The following is a 26,891-nucleotide window of genomic DNA, read 5'->3' on the forward strand; positions in this document are numbered from 1 at the left end:
CGTCGCGTGGCATCAATCCAGCACGAATCCCCAGATCAGGAACGCCGCCACCAGAATCAGGCAAAGCGCGGACACCGTCACCAGTATTTTCCCCAGAATGTCTTTTTCTTGTTCCTGCTGCGTCACGTTAAAATTATCCAATTAAAAGTCTATGGACCAAACCGGCGATGCTGAGATCGGCTGCCGCTACACCCAGCGCCATGAGCATCATCACCGAAAGAAATCGAGTCTTGCCGTTCACACCCTTAATCCCTGTGGGCGCCGCTGTTAAGTTTTTATATCAAAGGGATATAATTCAGCGGCGCCGAATCGCATACATCGTGATAGTGATTAAGAACGTTCTTAAGGCCAGAAGTTCCCTCATCTGATAGCGCCGCTGTGCGGCAGCGTCAGTCGGTCACGATCCTGACGCCTATCTTGCTGACTTGATTGCCGTCCATTTCTGCAATGGTCCAGGTCAGGCCGTCCCACTCCACCTGGTCGCCGATCACCGGTTCGCCGCCGATCAGCTGAATGACGAACTGCCCCAGCGTCTGCTGCTCGTCCACGTCGTCTTGCAGGTTGAGGCCATAAACCTGTGAGATGTCGCTCAAACGGGCGTCGGATTGCAGGATAAAGTCGCCGAAGAAGCGCTCGTCGAGCGTCACTGCCGGTGCCTGGCTAAAGAGCTTGCCGAGGATCGGCAGGTCGTGCTCATGGCCGATGACGCACAAAATATCGTTCTCGCGCAGCCGGGTACTGCCGCTAGGGTGCAACAGCTCTTTGCCGCGGAACAGGGCGGCGATGCGGGTATTAGGCGGCATTTTCAGTTCACGCAGCGCAGCACCGACGCACCAGTTTTCCGCCGAAAGCTGATAAACGAATTGTTCCCACTGGTTTTCCGGGTGTACGTCCAGCCCAACGCGGGAGATCGGCGTCAGCGCCGGCGGCACGATCACCTTGGCCTTTTTGGCGGCGAATGACAGCGTGGTGCCTTGCAGTAGCAGGGAAACCAGCACCACGAAGAACGCCACGTTAAAGAACAGTTGGGCGTTGGGCAGCCCGGCCATCATCGGGAACACCGCCAGGATCACCGGCACCGCGCCGCGCAGGCCAACCCAGGAAATAAAGCCGCGTTCGCGCAGGGTAAAGCTGCGGAACGGCAGCAAACCGATAAACACCGACAGCGGGCGCGCGAACAGGATCATCCACAGCGACAGCAGCAGGGCAGGGATGGCGATCGGCAGCAGCTCATGCGGGTTGAGCAGCAGACCGAGCACCAGGAACATGCCGATCTGGCTGAGCCAGGCCAGGCCATCGAAGGTTTGCACGATGCCGTGACGGTTGCGGATTGGACGGTTGCCCAGCAGCAGACCGCACAGGTACACCGCCAGAATGCCGCTGCCGTCCAGCGCGGTAGTCAGCGCGAAAATAAGAATGCCGCCGCTCACCGCCAGCAGCGGGTAGAGACCGTCCGCCAGCTTGATGTGGTTGATCAGCGTCAGCAGCAGCCAGCCGCCGCCGAGACCGAAGACGATGCCCATGCCGAACTGCTGCATCAGATGCAGCGGGAAGGTCCAGCTTAGCGCGGTTTCCCCGGCGGCGATCATCGCAATCAGCGTGATGGTGAGAAATACCGCCATCGGATCGTTGCTGCCGGATTCGATCTCCAGCGTAGCGCTGACGCGTTCGTTCAACCCTTTGCCGCCCAGCAACGAGAAGACTGCGGCGGCGTCGGTGGAACCGATGATGGCACCGATCAGCAAGCCCTGCAGCAGATCGAGGTTGAACAGCCAGGCGGCGGCCATGCCGGTTAGGCCGGCGGTGATCACCACGCCGACGGTGGCGAGAGACAGTGCTGGCCACAGTGCCACGCGGAACGAACTGACCCGGGTGCGCATGCCGCCGTCGAGCAGGATCACCGCCAACGCGAGGTTACTGACCAGATAAGCGACCGGGTAATTGCTGAAGACGATGCCGCCGGGGCCGTCGACGCCGGCCAGCATGCCGATCGCCAGGAAGATCACCAGGATCGGAATGCCGAGTCGGGAAGAAAATGAGCTGAGCAGAATGCTTGCCCCCACCAGCACGGCACCGATGACGAACAAGCTGTTAATGGTGCTGGCATCCAAAATTTCGCTCTCCTGAGGCTGGGGATAGGGGGCACTGCGCGTGTGCCGATGATAACGTGTTTAGTGGGTAAAACGCCAAGGCTGATTGTGAAAACAATCGATCAATTATTGCCCTTTGGTACGATTAAACTAAGAAAGTGAGGAGAAGAGGGGAAATTCTGCCTTTTATCCAACATTATCAGGCTGCTGTATTTTTGCTGTGGCAACAATGATCGAGCTGCTCGGAGGAAAAACCATTAAGCCCGCGCAGGCAGGCTTAATGGTTTGCAGGCGCGGTAGGGTTAGTGGTCGAGCGATTCCAGCGCCCGTTTGATCAGCTCGGTGGCCAGCTTGCTTTCCGCTTCAGAAATGCCGTCGAGATTAAAGTTGGAGAGCTCAGCGACCAAAACGCTGCGTTCTTTGCCGCTGATTGAGGCGTCCAGCGCGGACAGCAGCCTGCCGAGGATCTTCAGCAGGGTAGCGTTTTCCGCTACGGCTTCCTGAGCCGGGGTGTTCTTATCGGTCATTCAAAATCCTCTCTGTCGTGACGGAAGGGAGATGCAGCTAACGCCATCGAATGAATTAAACGATCGCGCAGCCCTTCGGGGGTGTCGAGCCCAATCACTACCGTAAGGCAGGGATATGGATTTTTACTTATGCATTGCAGTTATAACGACTAGGTAATCTATGCTGCCGTATCACTGTGCCCTAACGGGCGACGCCAGGCTGAGCAATGTGTGCTCTGTATGCAAACGACCAGTATAGGCTTTCTGCGCGGCGTTAATATGACAGAAAACCCCTGCGAACGGTCAGGTTTACAGGGGACAAGGTTATTGCGGCTTGCCGGAGAACAGGAAACGCAGCACCGGAATGCGCTTGTGCAGCTCATATAACGCGAAGGCCAGCGAGAACACAAACAGCAGGCCCAGCAAAAATCCCAACAGGTTATTGCCGATATACGGCGTCACGAAAGCGCCATATATCAGGGTCAACGGGTGGTGCACCAGATATATAAACAGCGAGGCGTTGACCAGATAGGTGATGCGCGGCGAGTGATAATTCAGCAGGTTATGCCCGAAAGAGAACACCACATTGGTCATCAGGATCCCCATTAGGGTTTTGATCACCACTTCCAGCTCGAACATATAGCTGCTGTGCGCCAACAGTTTCTGGTTCAGCATATATGCGATAAACAGCAGCAGCGAGCCGAGCAGCGCCAGCGGCGAACGACGCAGAAAAATCTCTTTAAGCCACACATACTTAAACGCATAGGCGCCGAGGATGAAGAACGGCAGGTAGAACATCGTCTCCATCACCACGAAATTGAACAGGCCATTGGATAATAGCTGCGGCGCGAAAATTAAAATAATACGGTGCGCGGCCGAATAGCATACCGCATAAATAAAGAAACACAGTGAGACATTTCCTAATCCACGCATTCTGTTTATTAACGGTGGAATAGGATCGCGGGTTTGACGCTTGATTTTGCGGAACAGATAAAAGCAGGCGAAGGTCAACAATGACAGGGTCAATAAGAACCACAGATGAGACACCAATTCCCAAACTGTTACATTTATTTTCTGATAGAGAGAAAACTCGTCCCAGCCGTTTAATTTATCGGTGAAATATTTCAGCATGAAAAATTGCGGCACCGTAATTAGCGGGATGGAGCTCAACAGCGGGATCGCCACCCGCTCCAGCCTGACCTTCAACCACTGATGGCGCTCGTAGCGCTCGTAGAGCATGTAGGAGAAGTAGCCGGAGATCACGAAGAACACCTGCATGCGGAAAGCGTGGATGAAGTCGTTCAGCACCGTGAGCGAGAAGGAGGGCGACGCGCTGTTCACCGCCCAGGCGTGGCTGGAATAAATCAGGGAGAGGTGAAACGGAATGCCGAGCAACATCAAATAGGCTCGGATCGAATCGAGGAAAAACTCGCGCTGTTTGCTGCCTTTAGTCATAGATTACCGCTGGTGATTTAATCGAGAGTTCATTAACACGCTTAATAAGTCGTCAAACGTTAAATTGTTATCCGGAACCCTACTATAGCCCCCCGCATTTTTCCATAGCGTCTTGTTGCGCGGCTTGCTACGCTGGTGTTCCATCAGCTGCTTAAACAATGAGCCGTAAACATGAACCATCCATTTATCATGTTGTCGGAAAGCTGAGTAATCCATTAATATGGATTTAAATGATTTGAGCACACGAATAGGGGGGGATGTGCTAGTTAATATATTATCCGGACAACCACGCGCCGCGAGCGTTCGTTGGTTAGGTGCTACCGTATTGTTCACGCTGTTCAGTTCGTCGGCATGGGCCTTTTCTATTGATGATGTCGCCAAGCAGGCGCAGGATCTGGCGGCGAAAGGTTTCGAAGCCCCGAAGAGCAACCTTCCTTCTCAGTTCCGCGAGATGAAGTTCGCAGACTATCAGCAGATTCAGTTCAATCACGATAAAGCCTATTGGAGCAAGCTGAAAACCCCTTTCAAGCTTGAGTTTTATCATCAGGGGATGTACTTCGATACGCCGGTGAAAATCAACGAAGTCACCTCCACCAGCGTAAAACAGATCAAGTACAGCCCAGATTACTTCAACTTCGGTTCGGTCAAACACGACCCTGAATCGGTGAAAAATCTCGGTTTTGCCGGCTTCAAGGTGCTTTATCCGATCAACAGCGCCGACAAAAACGATGAGATCATGAGCCTGCTGGGCGCGAGCTATTTCCGCGTGGTGGGTAAAGGGCAGGTTTACGGGCTTTCCGCTCGCGGCCTGGCTATCGACACCGCTTTGCCGTCCGGCGAAGAGTTCCCGCGTTTTCGCGAATTCTGGGTTGAACGTCCGAAGCAGGGCGACAAGCACCTGGTGATCTACGCGCTGCTGGATTCCCCGCGTGCCACCGGCGCTTACCGCTTCACGGTGATCCCGGGCCGCGACACCACCGTGGACGTCGAGTCTAAAGTGTTCCTGCGCGACAAGGTGGGTAAACTGGGGCTGGCGCCGCTGACCAGCATGTACCTGTTCGGGCCGAACCAGCCGTCACCGACGCTGAACTACCGCCCGGCGTTGCACGATTCCAACGGTCTGTCTATCCATGCCGGCAACGGCGAGTGGATCTGGCGTCCGCTGAACAATCCTAAACACCTGTCCGTCAGCACCTATACCGTTGAGAATCCTAAAGGCTTCGGTCTGCTGCAGCGCGGCCGCAACTTCAAGGATTACGAAGATCTGGACGATCGTTACGATCTGCGCCCGAGCGCCTGGATCGAACCGAAGGGCGACTGGGGCAAAGGCAAGGTCGAGCTGGTGGAGATCCCGACGGCGGATGAAACCAACGACAACATCGTCGCGTTCTGGACGCCGGATACGCTGCCGGAAGCCAAAAAGCCGCTGACGCTGAGCTACCGTCTGAACTTCACCCGCGATGAAGACAAACTGCATTCGCAAGACATCGCCTATGTGGCGCGGACCATGCGTTCGACCGGTGACGTGAAGCAGTCCAACCTGATTCGCGAGCCTGACGGCAGCGTGGCCTTCCTGGTCGACTTCGTCGGCCCGGTGCTGAAAGGGCTGGACGCCAACACCCCGGTCGCTTCTCAGATCAGCATCGGCGACAACGGTGAAATGGTAGAAAACAACGTCCGCTATAACCCAGTGACCAAAGGCTGGCGCCTGACGGTGCGTCTGAAAGTGAAAGACGACAAGAAGCCGGTAGAAATGCGCGCGGCGCTGGTCAATGGCGATAAGACTCTGTCGGAAACCTGGAGCTATCAGCTACCTGCCAATGAATAAGCCTACTCAACCCGCCCAGGATTATCTTGCGGCGCTGCCTCTGACCGCCGAGCGGTCGGAGGCGCTCAACCCTCACACGGCGGATGACGCTCAGGCACTGGAGGCGCTTCATCGGCAGATGGGCGCCGCCGACGCCAACGTCAACAGCCTGTCGGCGGATGACGTGGCGTTGGCCTCGGTCAAACCGCGCATCGAAAGCGCCTGGCCGGATGCGGTCAGCGATGACGACTTCGATACCGACGCCGAAGGGCGCGCTATTCTGAAGGCGACGCCGCCGATCAAACGAACCACCATGTTCCCGGAAGCCTGGCGTACCAACCCGGTGGCGCGCTTCTGGGATTCTCTGCTGGGGCGTTCGCCGCACAATCGGCACGCCACCAAAGAGGAGGCCGAGGCCGAGAACCGCTGGCGCGTTGTCGGTTCCATGCGCCGCTATGTGCTGCTGGTGCTGATGCTGGTGCAGACCGGCATCGCCACCTGGTATATGAAAACCATCTTGCCTTATCAGGGCTGGGCGCTGATCGATCCTATCGCCATGCTGGATCAGGATCTGATGCAGTCGGTGCTGCAGCTGCTGCCTTATGTGCTGCAAACCGGCATTCTGATCCTGTTCGCCGTACTGTTCTGCTGGGTCTCGGCCGGTTTCTGGACCGCGCTGATGGGCTTCCTGCAGCTGCTGATCGGCAAAGACAAATACAGTATTTCCTCCACCATCAAGGGCGATGAGCCGATCAACCCGGCGCACCGTACCGCGCTGATCATGCCGATCTGTAACGAAGACGTCGAACGTGTGTTCGCCGGCCTGCGTGCGACCTATGAGTCCGTCGCCGCCACCGGTCAGCTGGAGCACTTCGATATCTACGTGCTGAGCGACAGCTACGATCCGGACATCTGCGTGGCGGAGCAAAAGGCGTGGATGGAGCTGTGCCGCGATGTCGACGGCCACGGCCGCATCTTCTATCGCCGCCGCCGTCGCCGCGTAAAACGCAAAAGCGGCAACATCGACGACTTCTGCCGTCGTTGGGGCGGCGAGTACAGCTACATGGTGATCCTGGACGCCGACAGCGTGATGAGCGGCGAATGCCTCACCGGGCTGGTGCGTCTGATGGAAGCCAACCCGAACGCCGGCATCATCCAGTCCGCGCCGAAGGCGTCCGGCATGGATACCCTGTATGCGCGCGTGCAGCAGTTCGCTACCCGGGTTTATGGGCCGCTGTTTACCGCCGGCCTGCATTTCTGGCAGCTGGGTGAGTCACATTACTGGGGCCATAACGCCATCATCCGCGTGAAGCCGTTTATCGAGCACTGTGCGCTGGCGCCGTTGCCGGGCGAGGGCTCCTTCGCTGGTTCAATCTTGTCGCACGACTTCGTTGAAGCGGCGCTGATGCGCCGCGCCGGCTGGGGCGTGTGGATCGCTTACGATCTGCCGGGCAGTTATGAAGAGCTGCCGCCAAACCTGCTGGACGAGCTGAAACGCGACCGCCGCTGGTGCCACGGCAACCTGATGAACTTCCGCCTGTTCCTGGTGAAAGGCATGCACCCGGTGCACCGTGCGGTGTTCCTGACCGGCGTGATGTCCTACCTGTCGGCGCCGCTGTGGTTCATGTTCCTGGCGCTCTCCACCGCATTGCAGGTGGTGCATACCCTGATGGAACCGCAATACTTCCTGCAGCCGCGGCAGCTGTTCCCGGTTTGGCCGCAGTGGCGGCCCGAGCTGGCGATAGCGCTGTTCTCCACCACGCTGGTGCTGCTGTTCCTGCCGAAGCTGCTCAGCATCGTGCTGATCTGGGCCAAGGGTGCGAAAGAGTACGGCGGGGCGTTCCGTCTGTTCATTTCGATGCTGATGGAAATGCTGTTCTCGGTGCTGCTGGCGCCGGTGCGCATGCTGTTCCATACCGTGTTCGTGGTGAGCGCCTTCCTCGGTTGGGAAGTGGTGTGGAATTCGCCGCAGCGTGACGATGACGATACGCCTTGGGGCGAAGCGTTCCGCCGCCATGGTTCGCAGATGTTGTTGGGCCTGGTGTGGGCCGGCGGCATGGCGTGGCTGGATCTGCGCTTCCTGTGGTGGTTGGCGCCGATCGTGTTCTCGCTGATCCTGTCGCCGTTCGTGTCGGTGCTGTCGAGCCGCGCGACGCTGGGCATGAAGAGCAAACGCGCCAAGCTGTTCCTGATCCCGGAAGAGTACAACCCGCCGCGCGAGTTGCTGGCGACGGAAGAATATCTGCATCTCAACCGCAACCGCGCGCTGACCAACGGCTTTATGCATGCGGTGGTCAACCCATCCTTCAACGCGCTGGCGACGGCGTTGGCGACGGCGCGTCACCATTTGCGCGCTACCCTCGATCGCAACCGCGAGGAGCGGGTGAACGAAGCGCTGCAGCTGGGGCCGGAGAAACTGGTGAAGGGCAAACGTCTGGAGCTGCTGAGCGATCCGGTCACGCTGGCTCGTCTGCACCAGCGCGTCTGGCTGTTGCCGGAAGGCGCTGCCTGGCGTGAGCACTATCAGCAGTTGCCGCACAACCCGCTGGCGCACCCAACGGGCCGACGTTAATCGCTGAACGGTAACGCTCAGACGGGGAATGCGCATGGCGCATTCCCCGTTTTTTTTACCTTTTGCTTACGCGCGCCGGTACCGGTGGAGAAAGGGAACTGTGGTAGACTGCGGCCGATGCGTTGTTCACTCGCGAAACAACCCTTTGCTCAGAGTCAATGTCGTGAAGCTCTCTTCCTACCTTCGGCTGGCCTGCGTGGCGGCCGGCGTGATGGCCCTAACCGGTTGCGGCAGCATCATCAGCCGCACCATGCCCGGCGCGGGGCATGGCCACCAGTACTATCCCGGCGTGCAGTGGGATTTGCGCGATACGCCCTGGCGTTACGTCACGGTGATAGATGTGCCGTTGTCGATGGTGGTGGACACCTTTATGCTGCCGTTCGATGCGCAGCACGGCCCCTATGAATAAACCTGCTCAGCGGGTGGCGAACACCACCAGCTGATAGCCTTTCTGCCCACAGTGGAAAGGTGCCAGCGCCGTCATGCCCAACCCTTGCACGTGAGCGGCCAACGAATGCGGATTGTCGTCGTCGATAAACAGCGCGCCCACGTCGTAGTCATGACTGGTGTGCGCTTTGACGGCGGCGTAGAGGCGTTTCAGCACGTCTTTGCCGCGCCAGGCGGCGTCGAGGCAAACCGGGCCGTAGAGAAACACCCGCTGCTCACTCAGCGCCCGCCCGGCGAAGGACTGCGTGGCGAGCGTCGCCAGCATCGCATCCACCACCGGCGGCCGCGGTTGCACGTCGGCAGGCATCAGGCAAACGAACCCTGCCAGTTGGTTCTCCTGTTCGGCCACTAGTATGCCGATGCCGCGGTTGATCGCCGTCAGCTGCGCCTCATTCATGCGCGATACGATAAATCCCTGCCGTTTTTGGCGCTCGTCGAGCGCTTCCGGCACGTTTTCCCCCTGCAGCTGCAAAATGGCGGGGTAGTCGGTAGAGCGGGCCCGGCGGATAATCATGTTGCCTCCTTGGCGATAAAAATGTGGTGCGGGTTAACGTTCATCCCACTCATCGGCCGCGGCCTGGCCTTCTTCGGTATCCAGCGGCGGTTCGAGCTGGAAGTCGCCTTCTTCCCATTCATACAGGGTATTTTCGTCTATCCACTCGGCGGTGATTTCCACCTCGTCGTAGTCCCCGTCGAAGATCGCCTGTGCCGCCGCACCGCTGCGCAGCGTCAGGCATTCCACCGCTTCACCCTCTTCTTCGAAGAACTCCGCCTGCCACATCGTGTCGCCATCCTGCATCACGTACTTTTGCAGATTGAACTGCTGCGGCACCGGCGGTTCGTCACCGCTGCCGCCTTCGGCGGTGTCGAGAAACTCTTCGCGTGCGGCCTCGATGGCTTCTTCCAGGGTTGCATACAGGCTCATGTTCGCCTCCGTTGACAATGAGAATAAAGCGTCCGGCGTGCTGCCGGCGCGGTGGGGAAAAACGTCAAAACTAATTGTTGTCTCACTGGCGCAGGATGCAAATTTTTTTGTTGTCCGCTCTGCGACGACGGTTGTCCGCAAAGCGGGAGAAGCGGGCGCGGAGACGGGAAATAATGACGGTATCGTTCACTCAGGCATCAGGAGAAGCCCATGTTAATCGACCCTTCAAGCAAATACCGACCGTTCCCGCCGGTTACGTTACCGGATCGCCAGTGGCCTGCGCGCACGCTGCGGCAGGCGCCGCGCTGGTGCTCCAGCGATCTGCGCGACGGCAACCAGGCGCTGGCGGAGCCGATGGATAACGCGCGCAAGCGCGAATTCTATCAATTGTTGTTGCAGTGCGGTTTCAAAGAGATTGAGGTGGCTTTCCCTTCGGCGTCGCAAACGGATTTCGATTTTGTGCGCACGCTGATCGACGAGCAACTGATCCCGCACGACGTCACGATTCAGGTGCTGACGCAGTCGCGCGACGATCTGATCGATCGTACCTTCGAGGCGCTGCAGGGTGCGCCACGGGCTATCGTGCATCTGTACAACGCCACGGCGCCGATGTTTCGCGACATCGTGTTCCGCCAGGATAAGGCCGCTACCGTGGCGCTGGCGGTGAACGGCGCGCGGCGCATTCGCCGGCATTGTGAGGCTCAGCCCGATACCGCCTGGTGCTTCGAGTATTCGCCGGAAACCTTTTGTTTTACGGAATTAGAGTTCGCGCTGGAGATCTGCGAAGCGGTGGCGGAGGTGTGGCAACCGGGGCCGCAGCGGCCGATGATTATCAACCTGCCGGCGACGGTGGAAGTGAGTACACCCAACGTGTATGCCGATCAGATTGAATGGTTCTGCCGCCATTTCAGCCGTCGCGCCGATGTGGCGATCAGCGTGCATCCGCATAACGATCGCGGTACCGGCGTGGCCTGCGCGGAGCTGGCGCTGTTGGCCGGCGCCGATCGGGTCGAAGGCTGCCTGTTCGGCAACGGAGAGCGTACCGGTAACGTCGATCTGGTTACGCTGGCGTTGAATCTTTATACCCAGGGCGTGGCGCCGGGCCTGGACTTCAGCCGCCTGAAACAGGTGGTGGAAGTGGTGGAACAGTGCAATCAGCTGCCGGTGCATCCTCGCCATCCTTATGCCGGCGAATTGGTGTTTACCGCCTTCTCCGGTTCGCATCAGGATGCGATCAAGAAAGGTTTCGCCGCGCAACGCCAGCGACAAGATGGCTGGTGGCAGGTGCCTTACCTGCCGCTCGATCCCGCCGATGTCGGCTGCAGCTATGAGGCGGTGATCCGGGTTAACAGCCAGTCCGGCAAAAGCGGCGCCGCCTGGCTGTTGGAGCAGAACCATGGGCTGGCGTTGCCGCGCGGTTTGCAGATTGATTTCAGCCAGGTGGTCCAGCGGGCGACCGACGGCAGCGGTAAGGAAATGAGCGTCGCGCAGCTGTGGCGCTTATTCCGCGACACTTACGGGCTGGTGGAGCAGCCGTGCTTGCAGCTGTTGAGCTACCAGACGGAAAGTCACGGGGTAGAGGCCTACAGTTTCAACGCGCGAGTTGCCTGCGAGGGAGAGCCACTGCGGTTGCAGGGCGCTGGCAACGGCCTGCTTTCCAGCGCGGTGGATGCGCTGCGCCAACGCTTCGGCTTGCCGTTGGCGATCGAGGATTACCACGAGCACACGTTGGGGCATCAGAGCGACAGTCGAGCGGTGGCCTATATCCGCTGTGCGCTGCCGCACGGTGAGGCGAGCTACGGCGTTGGCATCGACGTTGACTCCGCCAGCGCCTCGCTGCAGGCGCTGTTCAACGTTGCCGGGCGCTATCTGTCGTCGGCACGGCTCGGCTGAAATAGTCGCTGGGCGCGACCCCCAATAACCGGCGGAACATGGCGCTGAACGCGCTGGGGCTGTCATAGCCGAGATCCAGCGCCACTTCCAACACCGAGCGGCCTGTCGCCAGCGCGTTCAACGCCGCCAACAAACGGGCGCGTCGCACCCAATCACTAAAATGCAGCCCGGTTTCTCGCTGGAAGCGCCGCGACAGGGTGCGTCCACTGACGCTGAGCTGAGCGGCCGCCTGTTCCAGTGTCCAGGGTTGTACCAGCGTAGTCTGAATATGGCGGCACAGGGCAAGCAGTGAGGCCTCACGCGGTTCGGGCAAGTGCAGCGGCAGACTCGGCAGCATTCGCAACTCATCCAGGATCAGTTCCATCACGCGCTCATCGCGCCCGCCGCTGGGATAGCCGGGCGCAATCTCCATCGCACAGATAATCAACTCGCGCAGCAGCGGCGAAATCTGCACCACCTGGCATTGGGCCGGCAGATCGGCGCGCGCCAACGGATCGACAAACAGCGTCCTGGCCGCCACCTGGCCGGTGATGCGCAGGCTGTGCACCATTTTCGCCGGTACCCAGACGCCACGGCCGGGTGGCACCACCCAACTGCCGAGCCGGGTGGTGACCTGCACCACGCCGCTCAGGCTGTGAATCAGCTGCGCGCAGTTATGGTAGTGATCCGGCTCGCTGTCCCCGTGGCGATAATCCTTGGCCAACGGCCGGATGGGCTGATCGGGCGGCAGAACGTCGTGAAACAACAGCATTGTAAGCAGTCTCCGCACGGCAAAAGGGGAAATGACAGGATGCCATGCGGCGCTGTTTCACACCAGTCTGTGGCGTGGTACGGCAAAATAGTTTATAAAATGATATTATATAATTTTATATATTGATGGAGGGGCAATGGATATTGACGCGATGCGCAAGGCGGCGGCGCAGGCCGGCGCGATGCTGCGCACTCTGGGCAACGAAGATCGGCTGCTGCTGCTGTGCCGGCTCAGTCAGGGCGAGATGGCGGTGAGCGAGCTGGCGCAGGCGCTGGATATCCGCCAGCCGACGCTGTCCCAGCAGCTTGGCGTACTGCGGGAGGAAGGGTTGGTGTCCACCCGGCGCGCCGGCAAGCAGATTTACTATGCGGTAGCCGATGCTAAAGCGTTGGCGCTGCTCCACACCCTGTATCAACTTTATTGCCCGCAACCGGAGAACCGCGATGACCATTGACTGGCCACACTTCACGCCTTATTCCGCGCTGGCGGGAGGGGCTATTATCGGCGGCGCGGTGGCGCTGCTGCTGCTGTTCAACGGCCGGATCGCTGGCATCAGCGGCATTACCGGCGGTGTCTTGAGTGCCGCTGGCTGGGAGCGGGGCTGGCGCGCCGCATTTATTGGCGGGTTGCTGCTCTCGCCTTGGCTGTATGCTGCCGCTGCGACTTTGCCGTCCGGTGAGATCGCGATCGGCAACGGCGGGCTGGCGGCCGCAGGGCTGTTGGTGGGATTGGGCACTCGATTGGGCAGCGGTTGTACCAGCGGGCACGGCGTGTGCGGCGTCGCACGGTTGGCGCCGCGTTCGCTGGCCGCCACGGCGGTGTTTATGCTGCTGGGCTTTATGACCGTGTGGTTGATGCGCCACCTGGCGGGAGGTTGAGAATGCTTAAAACGCTGTTGGCGCTGCTGAGCGGCATCATTTTCGGTCTGGGGCTGATCGTCGCCGGCATGGCCAATCCGGCCAAAGTGTTGGCGTTTCTCGACGTTACCGGCGCGTGGGATCCCTCGCTGGCGTTGGTGATGGCGGGTGCGATCGCGGTGGCGGCGCCGGCCTTCCTGTGGGCGAGGCGACGCGAGCGTAGCCTGTTGGGGGAAACGCTGCAGATCCCGGCCGCCGGGCGTCTGGATCGTCGTTTGCTGGCGGGCAGCGCACTGTTCGGCATCGGGTGGGGTATCGCGGGTATTTGCCCCGGTCCAGCCTGGGTGTTGGCCGGGGCGGAGATAAGCCGGGTATGGCCGTTCCTGCTGGCGATGCTGGCGGGTATGGCGCTGTATGACGTTATCATGAGGAGGAGGAGTACGTGTCGATAGCCAAAGCGGTGTTGCGCATCGCGCGCCCGACCGATCGGTTGCAAGAGATTGCTACGCTGTATTGCCGCGGGCTGGGTTTCGAAAAGCTGGGTGAGTTTGTCGATCATCAGGGGTTTGACGGCATGATGATTGGGCATCCGCAGCATGCCTACCATCTGGAGTTCACGCAGCATCGTGGGGTGCGGGTCGGGCAGGCGCCGACGCAGGATCATCTGCTGGTATTTTATCTGCCGGATGAGAACGAATGGCGGGCCGCGTGTGAGCGGATGCAGGCGGCAGGGTTCTTATCGGTCGCCGCCTATAATCCCTATTGGGATCGGGCGGGGCAAACTTTTGAAGATCCTGATGGCTATCGGGTGGTATTGCAACATCAGGCTTGGCAGGCATAAAAAAACCGGCGCATCGAGCGCCGGTTTGCGAGATAAAACGGGGTATCCGTCAGACGTTGGTCGCCGGTTTTTGCGCGCTCTTGGACTGGGTATTTTCCAGCATGCGGCGAATCGGCACGATCAGCACAATAAGCACGGCGGCGCAGATCAGCAGCGCGATGGAGCAGCGAGCGAACAGATTCGGCAGCATATCCAGTTGGTCGGCCTTGACGTGACCGCCGATCAGACCGGCCGCCAGGTTGCCCAACGCGCTGGCGCAGAACCACAGCCCCATCATCTGACCGCGCATTCTCTCCGGCGCCAGCAGCGTCATGGTGGCCAGCCCGATCGGGCTCAGGCACAGCTCACCCAGCGTCAGCATCAGGATACTGCCTACCAGCCACATCGGCGATACGCCGGCGCCGCCGTTGCTCAGCACATTCTGCGCGGCCAACATCATCAGGCCAAAACCGCCGGCGGCGCACAGGATGCCGATCACGAACTTGGTGATGCTGCTCGGACGCACGTTATTGCGCGCCAGCGCAGGCCAGGCCCAGCTGAAGACCGGTGCCAGCAGGATGATGAACAGGGCGTTGATCGACTGGAACCACACCGCCGGGATCTCGAAGTCGCCGATCATGCGATTGGTGTAATCGTTGGCGAACAGGTTAAACGAGGTCGGTTTCTGTTCAAACGCTGACCAGAAGAACGCGGCGGAGATCAGCAGGATGAAGCACACCAGCAGGCGTGCGCGCTCTTTGCGGCTCAGGCCGGCAAAGGCGAACAGATAGATGAAGTACAGGGTGACCGAGGCGGCGATGACGTACACTAGCACGCTGGCCACCTCGACCGGGTTGATAACGATCGTGCCCTGAGCGATCAGCACGATGGCCGCCACCAGGATGGCCGCCAATGCCAGCAACCAGGCACCGACGCCTTTTTTCTTCGCGACCGGGCTGTTCCAGGTGGAGTCCAGGCCCACTTCGCGATCATAGCGTTTCATCGCCGGGACGGCGAACACCCGGAAGATCACCAGCGCTACCAGCATCCCGATACCGCCGATGCCGAAGCCCCAGTGCCAGCCGTGTGACTTAATCAGCCAGCCGGAGATCAGCGGGGCGATGAACGAACCGATGTTGATGCCCATGTAGAACAGCGAGAAGCCGCCGTCGCGACGCGCATCGCCTTTCTTGTACAGCGTGCCGACCATCACCGAGATACAGGTCTTGAACAGGCCTGAACCGAGCACGATGAACATCAGACCGATGAAGAACAGGTTGGTGCCCATCACTGCGGACAGGGCGATCGACAGGTGGCCGAGCGCGATCAGGATCGAACCGTACCAGACGGCCTTGCGTTGGCCGAGCCAGTTATCTGCCAGCCAGCCGCCCGGCAGCGCCGCCAGGTACATGCTGCCGGCGAAGATGCCGACGATCGCCGACGCGTTCTCACGCGCCAGGCCCAGGCCGCCGTCGTACACGGTGGCAGCCATAAACAGGATCAGCAGCGGACGGATGCCGTAGAACGAGAAGCGCTCCCACATTTCGGTGAAGAACAAAGAACCCAGTGGATAGGGATGGCCGAAGAAGGTCCGGCTTTCTGACTTATTGACAGAGGATTGCATAACGATTTCCCAATAAAAGGCGCTGCAAGGCTGCAGCCCGTACTGTGGTATGTATGTGTATTTAATGAAAGCAATCCGCCCAATGCGGATTACCCGACAAACACCGCGGCTGCAACGCTGATAAACCGTGGAAAGCGTGCTGACCTTTTCTTCACTTGGCCGATGCTTCACATCTGGCGTGATATTATTTAACCATTTGATAACTGGTCGTTGGTTTTGTCTAGTACCTGTATCCCATTTTTTAGACGAAAAGTCGACAAGCATCTCCTTTTCTGGTTTTTCTGTTGGTTATGACAGGAATATGATTGACAGCGGGTTTTATGCGCTGAAAGTTAATTAATTGTTGATAAACAAGATGTTGAGATAAGAATGTTCTGAGCGGGGCGAAAGTTCACAGGCCTGAAGGAAGCATTATTAAAAGTAGGGGAAACGCGCCGTTGATCTGAGCAACGGCGGAAAGTGGCGATAAATGCAGCTATGACTCTTCCTGCAGCGTGTCTTCCCGCCTATAGCCCGGCCGTCGCCGCAGACACCACCAGGAATAACCGGCGTTGAACAGCACCACCAGCGCGGTGACCGCGAAGACCGCGCGAAAACCGTAGCCGGCGGAGATTGCGGCGCCGAGCAGTGGGCCGCTGACGTTGCCAACATCGCGGAACGACTGGTTGTAGCTGAAAATACGGCCGGCCACCTGATTGGTGCAGTTGTAAATCAACAACGTCTGTACCGCCGGCAGCAGCGCGCCGTCGGCTGCCCCCAGCAGAAAACGCAGTACCCCGAGCTGCCACGGCGTCTGCACGAACGCCATCGGGATCAGCAACAGCACCGAGACGATCAGCATAAAGACCAGAATGCGCTCCGGGCCAATGCGATCGCCCAGCTTGCCCAGCCGCGGGGCGCTCATCAATGCCGCGACGCCGGGCACTGAGGCGATAAGCCCGCTGATAAACGCCAGATTGTGGGTGGCGCCGGCCAGATCGCGCACATACAGCGTCAGGATCGGCGCAATCGAGCCGGTGGCGATCTGGATGATCATGGTGGTCACAAACAGGCTGAGCACCAGTTTCGGGTTCTTCAGCGAGGCGAACACCTGTTTTGCGTGCAACATGTCGCGTTTTTGCACCGGGGTAAATTGTTCTTTGACATACAGCAGCGTCAGTACGAAGCAGACGAATAACACTGCGGCGGTGATATAAAACACCGGGCGCAGGCCGTACAGATCGGCTAACAAACCGCCGATCAATGGGCCTATCAGCGCACCGCCGACGCCGCCGGTAGACAGGGTGCCGAGCGCCCAGCCGCTGCGGTTGCGCGGCACCTGGGTGGCGATCAGCGCGTTGGCGTTGGGAATGAACCCGCCGAGCAGCCCCAGCACCGCACGCAGCGCGAGAAACTCCCAGACCGTTTGCGCCATGCCCATCAGCGCCATGACGATCGCCATACCGAGCGCTGAACGCAGCAGCATCAGTTTGCGGCCGCGTCGGTCTGCCAGGGCGCCCCAGAACGGCGCGGCGATAGCGGAAAACAGGAAGGTGATGCTGAACAGCAGACCGGACCACATGTTGAGCGCCTGATGGCCGGTAACGCCCAGCGTCTCTACGTACAGCGGCAGAAACGGCATCACCAGGCTGAAGGCGGCGCCGGTGAGAAAACATCCCAGCCAGGCGACGAAAAGGTTGCGTTTCCAGTTAACGGGTTCTGCTGCCGAAGCCATAAATGTCCACTGCCGAAAGGTGACGCGTTTTGCCAGCGGCAAGATGAAGGGGCAAAACGTGAAAGTTAGCCTGGTAAGTATGCGCCGCAAGCGCGGCGACGGCAAACGAGGGGACAAAGATTGGGCGAAAAATGAAATAAAGTTTTAAAAATGACGTTTAAACCTTATTCCGCGCTTAGCGCGCGGAATTTACAGCGTTTTATAGTCCGGTCAGCGCCTCGAAACCGGCGGCGGTGGTGGTGGCGCTAAAGTCGGTGACCTCGTAGTGGGCTACGGCGTTGAAGGGATCTTCGGCCAGGATGGCGTCTAACTGCGCACGGTCAATGCCCTTGGCCAGGATCACGCCGCCGGTGCGGGGATTCTTGCGGCCGGAGGCGACGAAGGTGCCATCCTGAAAATATTTCTTAAGCCAGGCGATGTGCCCGTCAAGGTGGCTGTCGACGTCGGCGATCGGGCGATGGTAGGTCAGGCTGACAATGTACATAACGGCTCCAGGGTGGGCGGCAAAGGCTTTACCATCCCACCCTCGCCGTCGATTCTCAAGAGGCGCGCAATAAAAAACCCGCCGGTGGCGGGTTGGCTTGATCAGTAGAGCGAAGGCTCGCCTTCCGGGCGGGTCTTGAAGCGGCGATGCAGCCACATGTATTGGTCCGGCGCCATCAGGATCTCTTTCTCCACCACTTTGTTCATAAAGGCGGCGGCCTCGAGTTCGTTATCCAGCGGGAAGTTTTCCACCGCCGGTTGCATAATCAGCTCATACCCTTTGCCGTCCGGCAGGCGGCGCGGGGTGAACGGAACGATCGCCGGTTTACCCATCCGCACCAGCACGTAGCTGCCGGTGGTGGTGGCAGCCTTGTCCACCGCGAACAGCGGCACGAAAACGCTGCTGCGCGGGCCGTAGTCGTGATCCGGCGCATACCAGATGATATCACCCTGTTTCAGGGCGCGGATCATGCCTTTGATGTCTTTGCGGTCCAGCATCGATTTGTTGGAACGCATGCGGCCCCAGGTTTGCAGCCAGTCCATCAGCTTGTTGTCGTGCGGGCGGTAAACGCCGATGCCCGGGTTGTGAATGCCGAAGATGCGCGCGCCCAGCTCCAGCGTCAAAAAGTGCAGGCCAATCAGCAACACGCCCTGCTGGTTGTCGCGCGCTTGTTGGATGTGCTCCAGGCCACTGACCTTGAACCAGCGCTCGATGCGCCAGTTGGGCCAGAACCACGCCATGCCGGTTTCAAACAGCCCCATGCCGACCGATTCGAAATTCTTTACCACCAGCGCATCGCGTTCGGCCTGCGGCATGTCGGGAAAACAGAGCTCGAGGTTGCGTTGGGCGATAGCGACGCGTCGCTTGAGAAAGCGCATGGAAAATCGCCCAATCGAGGTGCCGAGCCAGTAGATGACGGGGTAAGGCAGCAACACCAGCAGGTACAGCAAGCCGATGCCGACCCAGGTCAGCCAATAGCGCGGATGCAATAAGGAACGATTGAAAGTAGGAACTTGAGTCATGGGTTCTCTGTTTGAATACGGTTGTTTAAGTGTAATGACAGAGTCATCGCATGGTCTGGCAGCCGGGTGAGCTCGGCGGCAAGGTTCGTTTCTGCCGTTTGTTTGCGACTATTGTGGCATTTTTCTGGCGATCCGGGAAAACACAACGCATTAAAATCCCTCTTTGGGCGTTAAATATGCATCGAATGCCGAATTTTTCCACAATCTTTCCTGCCAAAGATAATGGCGATATTATTACTGGTAATTATTCAGAGGGTAAATATTTTGGCACCATGGATCAGTGCGGGGCTGCTGGTTTTGGGCGCGACGGTCGGCAGCGTTGGCGCGCATCTGCAGGTGAACGCGATATTGGCGCTCGCCGGCGTGATGATGGCGCTCGGCATAGTGGCTTCTGCGTTTACCGAAGGCGACGGACACTGAACGGGGCGCTGGCGCCAGGGCTGCGCGGCGGCGGTTTTTCGGGTATGATATGCGCCGCGCGCGGGCCGGCAGGCGGCGCGCGATAATCAGTCACCTCCCGAAAGACAGGAAAGTACACCATGCCAGTGTTACATAACCGAATTTCTAATGAGGAACTGAAGGCGCGCATGCTGGCGGAAACCGAGCCGCGCACCACAGTTTCTTTTTACAAATACTTCTCCATCGACGATCCCAAAGCGTTTCGCGACAGCCTGTACGTTCAGTTCGAAAAACTGAAGGTGTTCGGCCGCATCTACGTGGCGAAAGAGGGCATCAACGCGCAGATCAGCGTGCCGCAGCATCACTTCGACGCGTTCAAAGCCGCGCTGTTCGCCTCGCACCCGGCGCTGGATCAGGTACGCCTGAATATTGCGCTCGAAGACGATGGCAAATCCTTCTGGGTACTACGCCTCAAGGTGCGTGAGCGCATCGTGGCCGACGGCATCGATGACGAGAGCTTCGACCCAAGCAACGTCGGCGAGTATCTGCAGGCCGATCGCGTCAATCAGATGATAGACGATCCGAATACGGTATTCGTCGATATGCGCAACCACTATGAGTACGAAGTCGGCCATTTCGAAAACGCCATTGAGGTGCCGTCGGATACTTTCCGCGATCAGCTGCCGATGGCGGTGGAGATGCTGCAGGACAGTAAAGACAAGAATATTGTCATGTATTGCACCGGCGGCATTCGCTGTGAAAAAGCCAGCGCCTATATGCTGCACAAAGGCTTTAAAAACATCTACCACGTGGAAGGCGGGATTATCGAGTACACCCGCAAAGCGAAAGAACAGGGGTTGCCGCTGAAGTTTATCGGCAAAAACTTCGTGTTCGATGAGCGTATGGGTGAGCGCATCTCCGACGATGTGATCGCCAACTGCCACCAGTGTGGAGCGCCGTGCGACACCCATACCAACTGCAAGAACGACGGTTGCCATCTGCTGTTCATTCAGTGCCCGAGCTGCGCCGCTAAATTTGAAGGGTGCTGTAGCGAGATTTGCCGCGAAGAGCTGAAGCTGCCGCGCGAAGAGCAACGCGCGCGCCGTGCCGGCCGTGAAAACGGCGTCAAGATCTTCAATAAGTCAAAAGGCTTGTTGCAGACTACGATGCACATTCCGGCACCGGAAGAAGAAGGCCCAGCCCGCTGAGCCTGAGGAAATGAGAAGCCCGGCCGCCAAACCGGGCTTTTTTTTATTTATTTCTCGCGTACGCCTTCTACGGAGATGATCAGCTCAACGTCTTGCGACGCCGGGCCCAGATCGGTGGTGATGCCGAAATCTTTCAGCTTGATCTTACCGTTGGCCTCAAAGCCGGCGCGGTAGCCGCCCCACGGATCGTTGCCCTGGCCAATCAGTTTGGCGTCCAGCGTAACGGGCTTGGTCACGCCGTTCAGCGTCAGGTTGCCGACCACCGCATAACCGTCGCCGCTTTTTTTCACTTCGGTGGATTCAAACTTGGCTTGCTTGTTCTTCTCCACGTTGAGGAACTCGGCGCTGCGCAGGTGCTTGTCGCGCTCGGCGTGGTTGGTGTCGACGCTGGCGGTATTGATGGTCACGTTGACCTTGTCCTTGGACGGATCTTTTTCGTCGAAGGTGAAGCCGCCGTCGAAGTCTTTAAAGCTGCCATACAGCCAGCTGTAGCCCAGGTGCTGGATGCGGAACTCGATAAAGGCGTGCTGGCCCTGTTTGTCGATCTTGTAGTCCGCCGCCAGTGCGGAACCGGCGCTCAGCAGCAGGGCGCCTGCGGTCAGGCCCAATACGGTCTTTTTCAACATAGCAATCTCCATAAATCCAAAGGTTAATCGGCGCTGCTACCCAGCATCCGTTTCAAAGTGACATCACGATCGATAAAGTGATGTTTAAGCGCGGCCAGCCCGTGCAGTACCGAAAGCACTACCACGGCCCAGGCCAGGTAAAGGTGTATGGCGCCGGCGGTGTCGGCCTGTTCCGCCATGCCGGTGACGGTGGCGGGCACGTCGAACCAGCCGAATACGCTGATCGGTTGGCCGTCGGCGGTCGAGATCAGATAGCCGCTGATCAGAATGCCGAACAGCACGGCATACAGCGCCAGATGCGCGAGAATAGCGCTGACGCGAGTGAGGCGACCATAGCTGGCCAGCGGCTTGGGTGGCGGCGAGACAAAGCGCCAGATCACGCGGATCACCATCACGATGAACAGCAGCGTGCCAATGCTTTTGTGGATCTCCGGCGCCTGATGGTACCAGACGTCGTAATAGCCCAGCGTAACCATCCACAGACCGAGTGCGAACATGCCGTACACCGTCAGCGCCACCAGCCAGTGGATTAACACTGACACATGGCCGAAACGATCGGCGGTATTTTTCCAGAGCATCCTGTTTCCTTCGATTACCGATTGGCTGGCTGCAATAATTAAACTTTAGGAAACATAAAATCAATAATAAATTTAACTATGTTACTTCTTAGAAATATTAGTCAGTGAATTTGTTTGAGATGTTCGGGCTTCATCAGATAAATCGTTGAAGATGATATTATTTCCCTCATGGGGCGGTTGTGCTAGTTGTTGAAAATTAGGCTTATTATCTATTAATGTCAGCTTTTGTCATTTTACGTAAATCGTCCATGAGTTGCTCGGTGGAATTATTTGTTGGCAAACGTTATGACTATTTCTTGCGGCAAAGAGCAGGGCGGAAAGATTAATTTTTTCGAACGGTTAGGCGAAATCCTCTGCGGCGTGACGGTGGACTTTGCTACCATTAGCGCCAAGAGTCGGCTCTTGGTGGCCGGTTAACCCAGTGAAATAACAAGGAAACGTCATGGGCCGAACCCGTGTGACCGACAGTAGCCTGCGTCTGGCCGTCCTGCTGGCGATGTTGGTGATCATTTTGGCCGGGGTGAAAGCCGCCGCCGACATCGTGGTGCCGTTTTTGCTGGCGGTGTTCCTCGCCATGGTGCTGAACCCGCTGGTGGCGATGCTGGAACGCCGACGAGTGCCGCGTATCGTCGGGGTGACGCTGCTGGTGACGGCGGTGATCGTGGTCGTGATGCTGTTTATCGGCATGCTGGGTGCTTCGCTGAACGAGTTCGCCCGCTCGCTGCCCCAGTACCGCGGCATGATGATCGAGAAGCTGCGCGAGCTGCAGCATTACGCCGATCGCTTCAATATCAGTCTCTCCAGCGAAGCGATGCTGCAGTATGTCGATCCCAGCGCGGCGATGAATCTGGTCACCCGCATGCTGGGGCACCTGTCTGGCGCCATGACCAACGTCTTCCTGCTGCTGATGACCGTGGTGTTTATGCTGTTCGAAGTGCAACTGCTGCCGTATAAGCTGCAGCAGGCGCTGGATAAGCCGAACGAGGGGCTCGCCGCGGTGCGGCGGGCGCTGGACGGCGTGACACGTTATCTGGTGATTAAAACCATCATCAGCCTGGCCACTGGGGTGATCGTCTGGATCTTCCTGGCGGCGGTCGGCGTGCGTTTTGCCTTTATCTGGGGGCTGCTGGCGTTTCTGCTTAACTACATTCCCAACATTGGCTCGGTATTGGCCGCCATTCCGCCGCTGATTCAGGCGCTGTTGTTCAACGGATTGGGTGATGCGCTGGTGGTGGCGGGTGGCTTTATCGCTGTCAACATGGTGATCGGCAATATCCTCGAGCCGCGCGTGATGGGGCGCGGGCTGGGGCTGTCGACGCTGGTGGTGTTCCTGTCGCTGATCTTCTGGGGCTGGCTGCTCGGCCCGGTGGGCATGCTGCTGTCGGTGCCGCTGACGATCGTGGCGCGCATCGCGCTGGAGACCACCGAAGACGGCTATCGGCTGGCGGTTATCCTGGGGGACGGTCGCCCGCCGCGCCAGCCTCCAGCGGCGCCGGAGTGAGGAATATTTTGCCATTCACGCCGGGCTGGGCGGCGTGGTGCAGCGCCGCTGCGTACTGACGCAAAGGATAAATCGCGGCGGGTGGGCGCAGCGCCAGCTGGCCGCGTCGCAACAGCTGGAATAACTGATAAAACGCCGTCTGCCATTGCGCCGGTGCCGCCTGTGCGTTCCATTTGCGCAAGTGGAACAGCGAAGCCCGCAGCTTTAACTCGTCCACCACGCGCCGCCAGTCTACCTGGCGGCCGCTAAGCAGGCCCAGCGCCACAAAATCGCCGCCGGTGCGGACCGCCCGCGCCAACTGCAATCCGTCTTCGCCGCCGATGCAGTCGATGGCCGCACGGGCGCCAAAATTCGTCATTTCCACCAGCTGCGACGCTTCGATAACGCGCCAGGCGCCGGCGGCCAGTAACGCCTGGCGATGAGCGGTGTTGCGCACCACGACCGCCAGACGAATGCCGCGCAGCGCCGTCATCTGCGCCAACAGCAGGCTAACGGCGGAACCGCCGCCGTTGAGCAGCAGTAAGTCGCCGGCGTTGAGCGGCAGCCATTGCGTCAACAGCACCCAGCAGGTGAGCGGGTTGATATAGATTTGCGCTGCGCAGGCGTCGTCGATGTCGTCCGGCACCCAGATCACCCGATCTTCAGGCAGCGTGACGAACGTTTGCCAACTGCCGTTACCCGCTACCGCCAGCGCGCGGCGGCCCGTTGAATGCCCATTCTGCGGGTTGACGACGACGCCCACGCCTTCATATCCCGGCACCTGAGGAAGGGCGATGCGGTGCGCGTATTGGCCGTGGATCGGGATCAGATCGGAAGGGTTGATCGGGGCATAGCGCATCTGCAATAACCGCTGTCCGGGGCGCAGCAGCGGTCTGCTCATCTGCTGCAATTCCAGCACCTGGGCGGGATCGCCGAAGCGGTTGAAGCTCAATCGGGGAAATAACGGCGGCATGGATTACATGACGAAGAAGAAATAGACATCCAACGCCAGCAGCACTAGCCACAGACACAGGTACAGCACCAGGTGCTCACGCACGTTGTTGACGATAGCCGCCAGTATTCGGTTTAACATTTCAGCTGCCTGAAGAAAGGGACCTTTGATTATAGTCCTTTTCTCGGCGTCTTTTACAGCGCGCCGCGCGTGAGTGCGGGAAGAGAGGCGATAAAAAAGCCTGCGTTATCGCAGGCTTGAGGTTACACGGCCAGCAGCGCCAGCGGCGTCGAATTTGTTGGCGTGCTCGGCGGGTAGAAATAGCGCAGCACGTTATACAGCGAGTAGAACTCCAGCCGGTTGCGCGCGTTGATCTTCTCCGTGATGTGACGCTTGTGCACGTACACCGTATGCGAGCTGATTTGCAGCTTTTTCGCGATGCGGTAGTTGGGCATCTCCGCCATCCAATATTTCATCACCGTCAGTTCCTGCGGACTGAACAAGGAACGCTCTTCGCCGTCATCGGCCAGCGCCAGCGGATTTTCGCGCAGCGTGCGTAAAGTGAGTGGCAGAATGCTTTTATTGAACAGAAAGGCGTTATCGGCGATGCGCATTGGCGTTTCGCTGTAAGGGTAAGGCGTATCGAGATAGATAAACAGCAAGGCAGACTGGCTGGCTTCCATAAACGCCAGCAGCTGCGCGTCCGCTTCGTTATAACGGCACTGGTTGCTGAGGTTCACCAGAATGTGGCTCGGCTGAAAGCTGGCCAACAGCGGCGTAGCGTATTCAATGCTGTGGCAGCACTTGATCGTCGTAATCCCACTATCAGCAAAGTAGCTGGCTATACCGACCCGGGTGAAGCAGCATTCGTCCACGACAAGTAGTTTCATGGTGACGTCCTTGTTGAAAGCCGATGGAGCATATCTTCTGTAAAATAGGACTTACACTGCAAGTGTTCAATTCGGAAATTCAAATGCTGAATATAAGAAATTTCCGTTATCAGGATTTTTACTTGGTATTTAAAAGAGTTAGCAGGTTAATAAATTGTAACCGCTAAATTTTGCTGTCCAGGGCACGACGGCAACCTGGACAGAGAAATCCTTCGCTTAGCTAAATCGTTTCAGACCAAAGCTGGAGACGTCGACCGGCGGCGCTTTGTCCTGCGCGAACAGCGCGGCAATCTCACCCAACGCGCTGGCGAACTTGAAGCCGTGGCCGCTCAATCCGCTGATAACCATCAGGCGATCGCAATCCGGCAGCGTATCGATAATAAAGTCTTCGTCGGGGCTCATATCATAACTGCAGGCTTCGCCGTGTAAACATACGCCTACACCCGGTAAAAATTGCCGCAGGAAGGAGAAAACTTCCGTGCCGTCGCTGGCGTAGCTGCCGAAGGGTTTGCGCTGCTCGGGGGCATCCATCGGCTGGCCGCCGTCGTGCTTGCCTACTTTCAGGCCGTCGTTATCCGCCGGGAAACCGTAATAGTGCGTGCCGTCTTGCGCTTCGACGGTAAAGGCCGGGAAACGATTGTTCACGCTGTAGCGGCCATCTGCCTGATGCCAGGAGAAGACTTTGCGCAGTGGCGCGACGGGTAACTGCGGCAACAGCGCTTTGACCCAGGTACCGGCGGTGATCACCGCTTTTCGCGCCGTGAAACGCCCTTCGCCGGTGATGACCTCAACGCCGCCATCGATAGGCTCCACCGCGCTGACCGGGCAGTTGAACAACTGGCTGCAGCCGGCTTCTTTTGCCAGCTTGATCAGAGTGGCTATCGCCAGCTCAGCATGCAGGAAGCCGGCGTCGGGCTCGAACACGCCGACATAACCTTCCGGGGCCCGGAATTCCGGCCAGCGTTGAGCGATCTGTTCGGCGCTGAGGGTTTGCGCATTCAGACGGAATGTTTGCGCGCTCTGCTGAGCATTGCGAATGAAGTCGGAGTGCTGCGGCCCCAAATTGAGGACGCCGCACGACTGAAACAGTTCCTCGCCGGATTGTTGAATCAGCGCATTCCACAGCGCCTGGGCGCGTAGCACCAGCGGCACGTACTTTTCGCCTTCGCCGTAAGCGTGACGGATGATGCGGGTATCGCCGTGATGGCTGCCGTTGCGGTGCGGGGGAATGGCGCTGTCGATCATCAGCACTTTCAAGCCGGCCCGCGTGGCGTAATAGCCTGCCGCTGCGCCGACGGAACCGCTGCCCACCACAATCAAATCATATTCCACGTACCCACCCTCTCTGATAGCGATTTCTTATCGCCCCATGATAAAAGGTTGGCGGGCGCAATGCACTGATTGAACGATGAAAGGCAAAGAAAAAGGCGCCGGGAATGGTCACGGCGCCTTAGAGGTTAGGAGACGATAAATCAATGTTTTCTGCGATCAAGATCCTGGTAATCCGTAGCTTCAATCTTGGCGATGCCGGCTTCTAAGATATTGATTAATTGACGGGCGACATCTGTAGTCAGCCAAAGCGTTCGGTCTACTTGGGCTTCTTCGGGCGTTTGGTCTAGTGAAGACAGGTAATGAAGGCGTATCATCATGGCGTCGTAAACGTCGACAGTACTGATATCCCAACCGACAAGCGGGTGCGTCTGAATTACTTCATCATTTCTGTCCATAAAGACCCCTTATTGAGTAGTAACTACCGTGAGTGACTAACGAGGATCAATGCGGCTCATCATC

Annotated in this window: 29 protein-coding genes; 11 read left to right on the top strand and 18 right to left on the bottom strand. The window is 58.5% G+C overall.

The annotated features are described in order from the left end of the window. Positions 1–12: 12 nt before the first annotated feature. The 4 genes from QMZ29_RS24265 to mdoC all read right to left on the bottom strand — a co-directional run bounded on the left by QMZ29_RS24265 (position 13) and on the right by mdoC (position 4,051). A complete protein-coding gene (locus tag QMZ29_RS24265; protein ID WP_016928228.1) occupies positions 13–141 on the bottom strand; it encodes a hypothetical protein in 129 nt (42 codons plus the stop codon). A 248-nt stretch (positions 142–389) separates the two neighbouring features. After that, on the bottom strand, positions 390–2,111 hold the full coding sequence (locus QMZ29_RS24270; protein WP_015377414.1) for a potassium/proton antiporter: 1,722 nt from the start codon (positions 2,109–2,111) through the stop codon (positions 390–392). Positions 2,112–2,392: 281 nt separating this feature from the next. Further along, positions 2,393–2,617, bottom strand: a complete 225-nt coding sequence (locus QMZ29_RS24275) for a hypothetical protein (RefSeq protein ID WP_033633376.1) — start codon at positions 2,615–2,617, stop codon at positions 2,393–2,395. A gap of 303 nt (positions 2,618–2,920) precedes the next feature. Further along, a complete protein-coding gene (mdoC, locus tag QMZ29_RS24280; protein WP_043141764.1) occupies positions 2,921–4,051 on the bottom strand; it encodes a glucans biosynthesis protein MdoC in 1,131 nt (376 codons plus the stop codon). Positions 4,052–4,310: 259 nt separating this feature from the next. On the opposite strand from mdoC, the gene mdoG reads away from it, so the two are divergent. From mdoG to QMZ29_RS24295, 3 genes are all read left to right on the top strand, one after another. Then, the gene (mdoG, locus tag QMZ29_RS24285) at positions 4,311–5,879 is read left to right on the top strand and encodes a glucans biosynthesis protein MdoG (RefSeq protein WP_261423664.1); all 1,569 of its coding nucleotides are present in this window, start codon (positions 4,311–4,313) and stop codon (positions 5,877–5,879) included. Then, positions 5,872–8,430 carry a glucans biosynthesis glucosyltransferase MdoH gene (gene mdoH / locus QMZ29_RS24290; RefSeq protein ID WP_084826418.1) on the top strand — a complete coding sequence of 853 codons (2,559 nt, stop codon included), beginning with the start codon at positions 5,872–5,874 and terminating at the stop codon, positions 8,428–8,430. The genes mdoG and mdoH overlap by 8 nt, the downstream gene beginning before the upstream one ends. Positions 8,431–8,641: 211 nt before the next feature. Continuing rightward, complete coding sequence (locus QMZ29_RS24295; RefSeq protein WP_060433862.1) at positions 8,642–8,839, top strand: YceK/YidQ family lipoprotein; 198 nt, start codon at positions 8,642–8,644, stop codon at positions 8,837–8,839. A gap of 6 nt (positions 8,840–8,845) precedes the next feature. Here the strand turns inward: QMZ29_RS24295 and QMZ29_RS24300 are convergent, their stop codons facing one another. Together QMZ29_RS24300 and QMZ29_RS24305 are read right to left on the bottom strand one after the other, a co-directional pair. Beyond that, positions 8,846–9,391, bottom strand: a complete 546-nt coding sequence (locus QMZ29_RS24300; RefSeq protein ID WP_261423663.1) for a GNAT family N-acetyltransferase — start codon at positions 9,389–9,391, stop codon at positions 8,846–8,848. A 33-nt stretch (positions 9,392–9,424) separates the two neighbouring features. Then, a complete protein-coding gene (locus QMZ29_RS24305; RefSeq protein WP_043141761.1) occupies positions 9,425–9,802 on the bottom strand; it encodes a MysB family protein in 378 nt (125 codons plus the stop codon). Between the two features lie 210 nt (positions 9,803–10,012). Between QMZ29_RS24305 and leuA the strand changes: the two genes are divergently transcribed. Beyond that, positions 10,013–11,695, top strand: a complete 1,683-nt coding sequence (gene leuA / locus QMZ29_RS24310; RefSeq protein WP_261423662.1) for a 2-isopropylmalate synthase — start codon at positions 10,013–10,015, stop codon at positions 11,693–11,695. Here the strand turns inward: leuA and QMZ29_RS24315 are convergent. Then, on the bottom strand, positions 11,652–12,446 hold the full coding sequence (locus QMZ29_RS24315) for an AraC family transcriptional regulator (RefSeq protein WP_261423661.1): 795 nt from the start codon (positions 12,444–12,446) through the stop codon (positions 11,652–11,654). The genes leuA and QMZ29_RS24315 overlap by 44 nt on opposite strands. Before the next feature lie 136 nt (positions 12,447–12,582). On the opposite strand from QMZ29_RS24315, the gene QMZ29_RS24320 reads away from it, so the two are divergent. From QMZ29_RS24320 to QMZ29_RS24335, 4 genes are read left to right on the top strand one after another with little or no spacing between them, the layout of a single operon-like run. Beyond that, positions 12,583–12,900, top strand: a complete 318-nt coding sequence (locus tag QMZ29_RS24320) for an ArsR/SmtB family transcription factor (RefSeq protein ID WP_033638023.1) — start codon at positions 12,583–12,585, stop codon at positions 12,898–12,900. After that, positions 12,890–13,324 carry a YeeE/YedE family protein gene (locus QMZ29_RS24325; RefSeq protein ID WP_060447409.1) on the top strand — a complete coding sequence of 145 codons (435 nt, stop codon included), beginning with the start codon at positions 12,890–12,892 and terminating at the stop codon, positions 13,322–13,324. The genes QMZ29_RS24320 and QMZ29_RS24325 overlap by 11 nt, the downstream gene beginning before the upstream one ends. A 2-nt stretch (positions 13,325–13,326) precedes the next feature. Next, positions 13,327–13,755 (top strand): YeeE/YedE family protein, encoded by a 429-nt coding sequence (locus tag QMZ29_RS24330; RefSeq protein WP_142590507.1) that lies wholly within the window; start codon positions 13,327–13,329, stop codon positions 13,753–13,755. Next, positions 13,746–14,144 (top strand): VOC family protein, encoded by a 399-nt coding sequence (locus QMZ29_RS24335; protein ID WP_025302393.1) that lies wholly within the window; start codon positions 13,746–13,748, stop codon positions 14,142–14,144. The genes QMZ29_RS24330 and QMZ29_RS24335 overlap by 10 nt, the downstream gene beginning before the upstream one ends. A gap of 49 nt (positions 14,145–14,193) precedes the next feature. Here the strand turns inward: QMZ29_RS24335 and QMZ29_RS24340 are convergent, their stop codons facing one another. From QMZ29_RS24340 to QMZ29_RS24355, 4 genes are all read right to left on the bottom strand, one after another. Continuing rightward, positions 14,194–15,747, bottom strand: a complete 1,554-nt coding sequence (locus QMZ29_RS24340) for a peptide MFS transporter (protein ID WP_043141745.1) — start codon at positions 15,745–15,747, stop codon at positions 14,194–14,196. A 475-nt stretch (positions 15,748–16,222) separates the two neighbouring features. Then, positions 16,223–17,461 (bottom strand): multidrug efflux MFS transporter MdtG, encoded by a 1,239-nt coding sequence (gene mdtG, locus QMZ29_RS24345; protein WP_025302395.1) that lies wholly within the window; start codon positions 17,459–17,461, stop codon positions 16,223–16,225. 199 nt (positions 17,462–17,660) lie between these two features. Next, entirely contained in the window at positions 17,661–17,945 is a 285-nt protein-coding gene (locus tag QMZ29_RS24350) for a YciI family protein (protein ID WP_089180764.1), read from the bottom strand. A 101-nt stretch (positions 17,946–18,046) separates the two neighbouring features. Beyond that, positions 18,047–18,967 carry a Kdo(2)-lipid IV(A) acyltransferase gene (locus tag QMZ29_RS24355; RefSeq protein ID WP_025302397.1) on the bottom strand — a complete coding sequence of 307 codons (921 nt, stop codon included), beginning with the start codon at positions 18,965–18,967 and terminating at the stop codon, positions 18,047–18,049. Between the two features lie 264 nt (positions 18,968–19,231). Between QMZ29_RS24355 and QMZ29_RS24360 the strand changes: the two genes are divergently transcribed. Next, positions 19,232–19,387, top strand: coding sequence for a histidine kinase (locus tag QMZ29_RS24360; protein WP_225735595.1), 156 nt, complete (start codon positions 19,232–19,234; stop codon positions 19,385–19,387). Between the two features lie 119 nt (positions 19,388–19,506). Next, positions 19,507–20,574, top strand: coding sequence for an oxygen-dependent tRNA uridine(34) hydroxylase TrhO (gene trhO / locus QMZ29_RS24365; RefSeq protein ID WP_025302399.1), 1,068 nt, complete (start codon positions 19,507–19,509; stop codon positions 20,572–20,574). Between the two features lie 47 nt (positions 20,575–20,621). On the opposite strand, the gene QMZ29_RS24370 is transcribed toward trhO, so the two are convergent. Further along, on the bottom strand, positions 20,622–21,200 hold the full coding sequence (locus QMZ29_RS24370) for a YceI family protein (RefSeq protein ID WP_016928208.1): 579 nt from the start codon (positions 21,198–21,200) through the stop codon (positions 20,622–20,624). A gap of 23 nt (positions 21,201–21,223) precedes the next feature. Continuing rightward, positions 21,224–21,778: a cytochrome b gene (locus QMZ29_RS24375; protein WP_004927830.1), complete on the bottom strand. Its 555-nt coding sequence runs from the start codon at positions 21,776–21,778 to the stop codon at positions 21,224–21,226. Between the two features lie 442 nt (positions 21,779–22,220). Between QMZ29_RS24375 and QMZ29_RS24380 the strand changes: the two genes are divergently transcribed. After that, entirely contained in the window at positions 22,221–23,279 is a 1,059-nt protein-coding gene (locus QMZ29_RS24380) for an AI-2E family transporter (RefSeq protein WP_049205122.1), read from the top strand. Here the strand turns inward: QMZ29_RS24380 and QMZ29_RS24385 are convergent. From QMZ29_RS24385 to bssS, 5 genes are all read right to left on the bottom strand, one after another. Then, positions 23,227–24,231, bottom strand: coding sequence for a zinc-dependent alcohol dehydrogenase family protein (locus tag QMZ29_RS24385; protein WP_173889893.1), 1,005 nt, complete (start codon positions 24,229–24,231; stop codon positions 23,227–23,229). The two genes, QMZ29_RS24380 and QMZ29_RS24385, sit on opposite strands and share 53 nt — an antisense overlap. A 3-nt stretch (positions 24,232–24,234) precedes the next feature. Then, entirely contained in the window at positions 24,235–24,351 is a 117-nt protein-coding gene (locus QMZ29_RS24390) for a DUF2770 family protein (RefSeq protein WP_004927822.1), read from the bottom strand. Between the two features lie 122 nt (positions 24,352–24,473). Then, complete coding sequence (locus QMZ29_RS24395; protein ID WP_025302402.1) at positions 24,474–25,100, bottom strand: LuxR C-terminal-related transcriptional regulator; 627 nt, start codon at positions 25,098–25,100, stop codon at positions 24,474–24,476. Positions 25,101–25,316: 216 nt separating this feature from the next. Continuing rightward, the gene (gene solA, locus QMZ29_RS24400) at positions 25,317–26,432 is read right to left on the bottom strand and encodes an N-methyl-L-tryptophan oxidase (RefSeq protein WP_049205124.1); all 1,116 of its coding nucleotides are present in this window, start codon (positions 26,430–26,432) and stop codon (positions 25,317–25,319) included. A gap of 140 nt (positions 26,433–26,572) precedes the next feature. Next, the gene (gene bssS, locus QMZ29_RS24405; protein ID WP_004927812.1) at positions 26,573–26,827 is read right to left on the bottom strand and encodes a biofilm formation regulator BssS; all 255 of its coding nucleotides are present in this window, start codon (positions 26,825–26,827) and stop codon (positions 26,573–26,575) included. Between the last annotated feature and the right edge of the window lie 64 nt (positions 26,828–26,891).

This window comes from Serratia sp. PF-27, assembly GCF_030053255.1.
In the GTDB taxonomy this organism is placed as follows: Bacteria; Pseudomonadota; Gammaproteobacteria; order Enterobacterales; family Enterobacteriaceae; genus Serratia; species Serratia bockelmannii.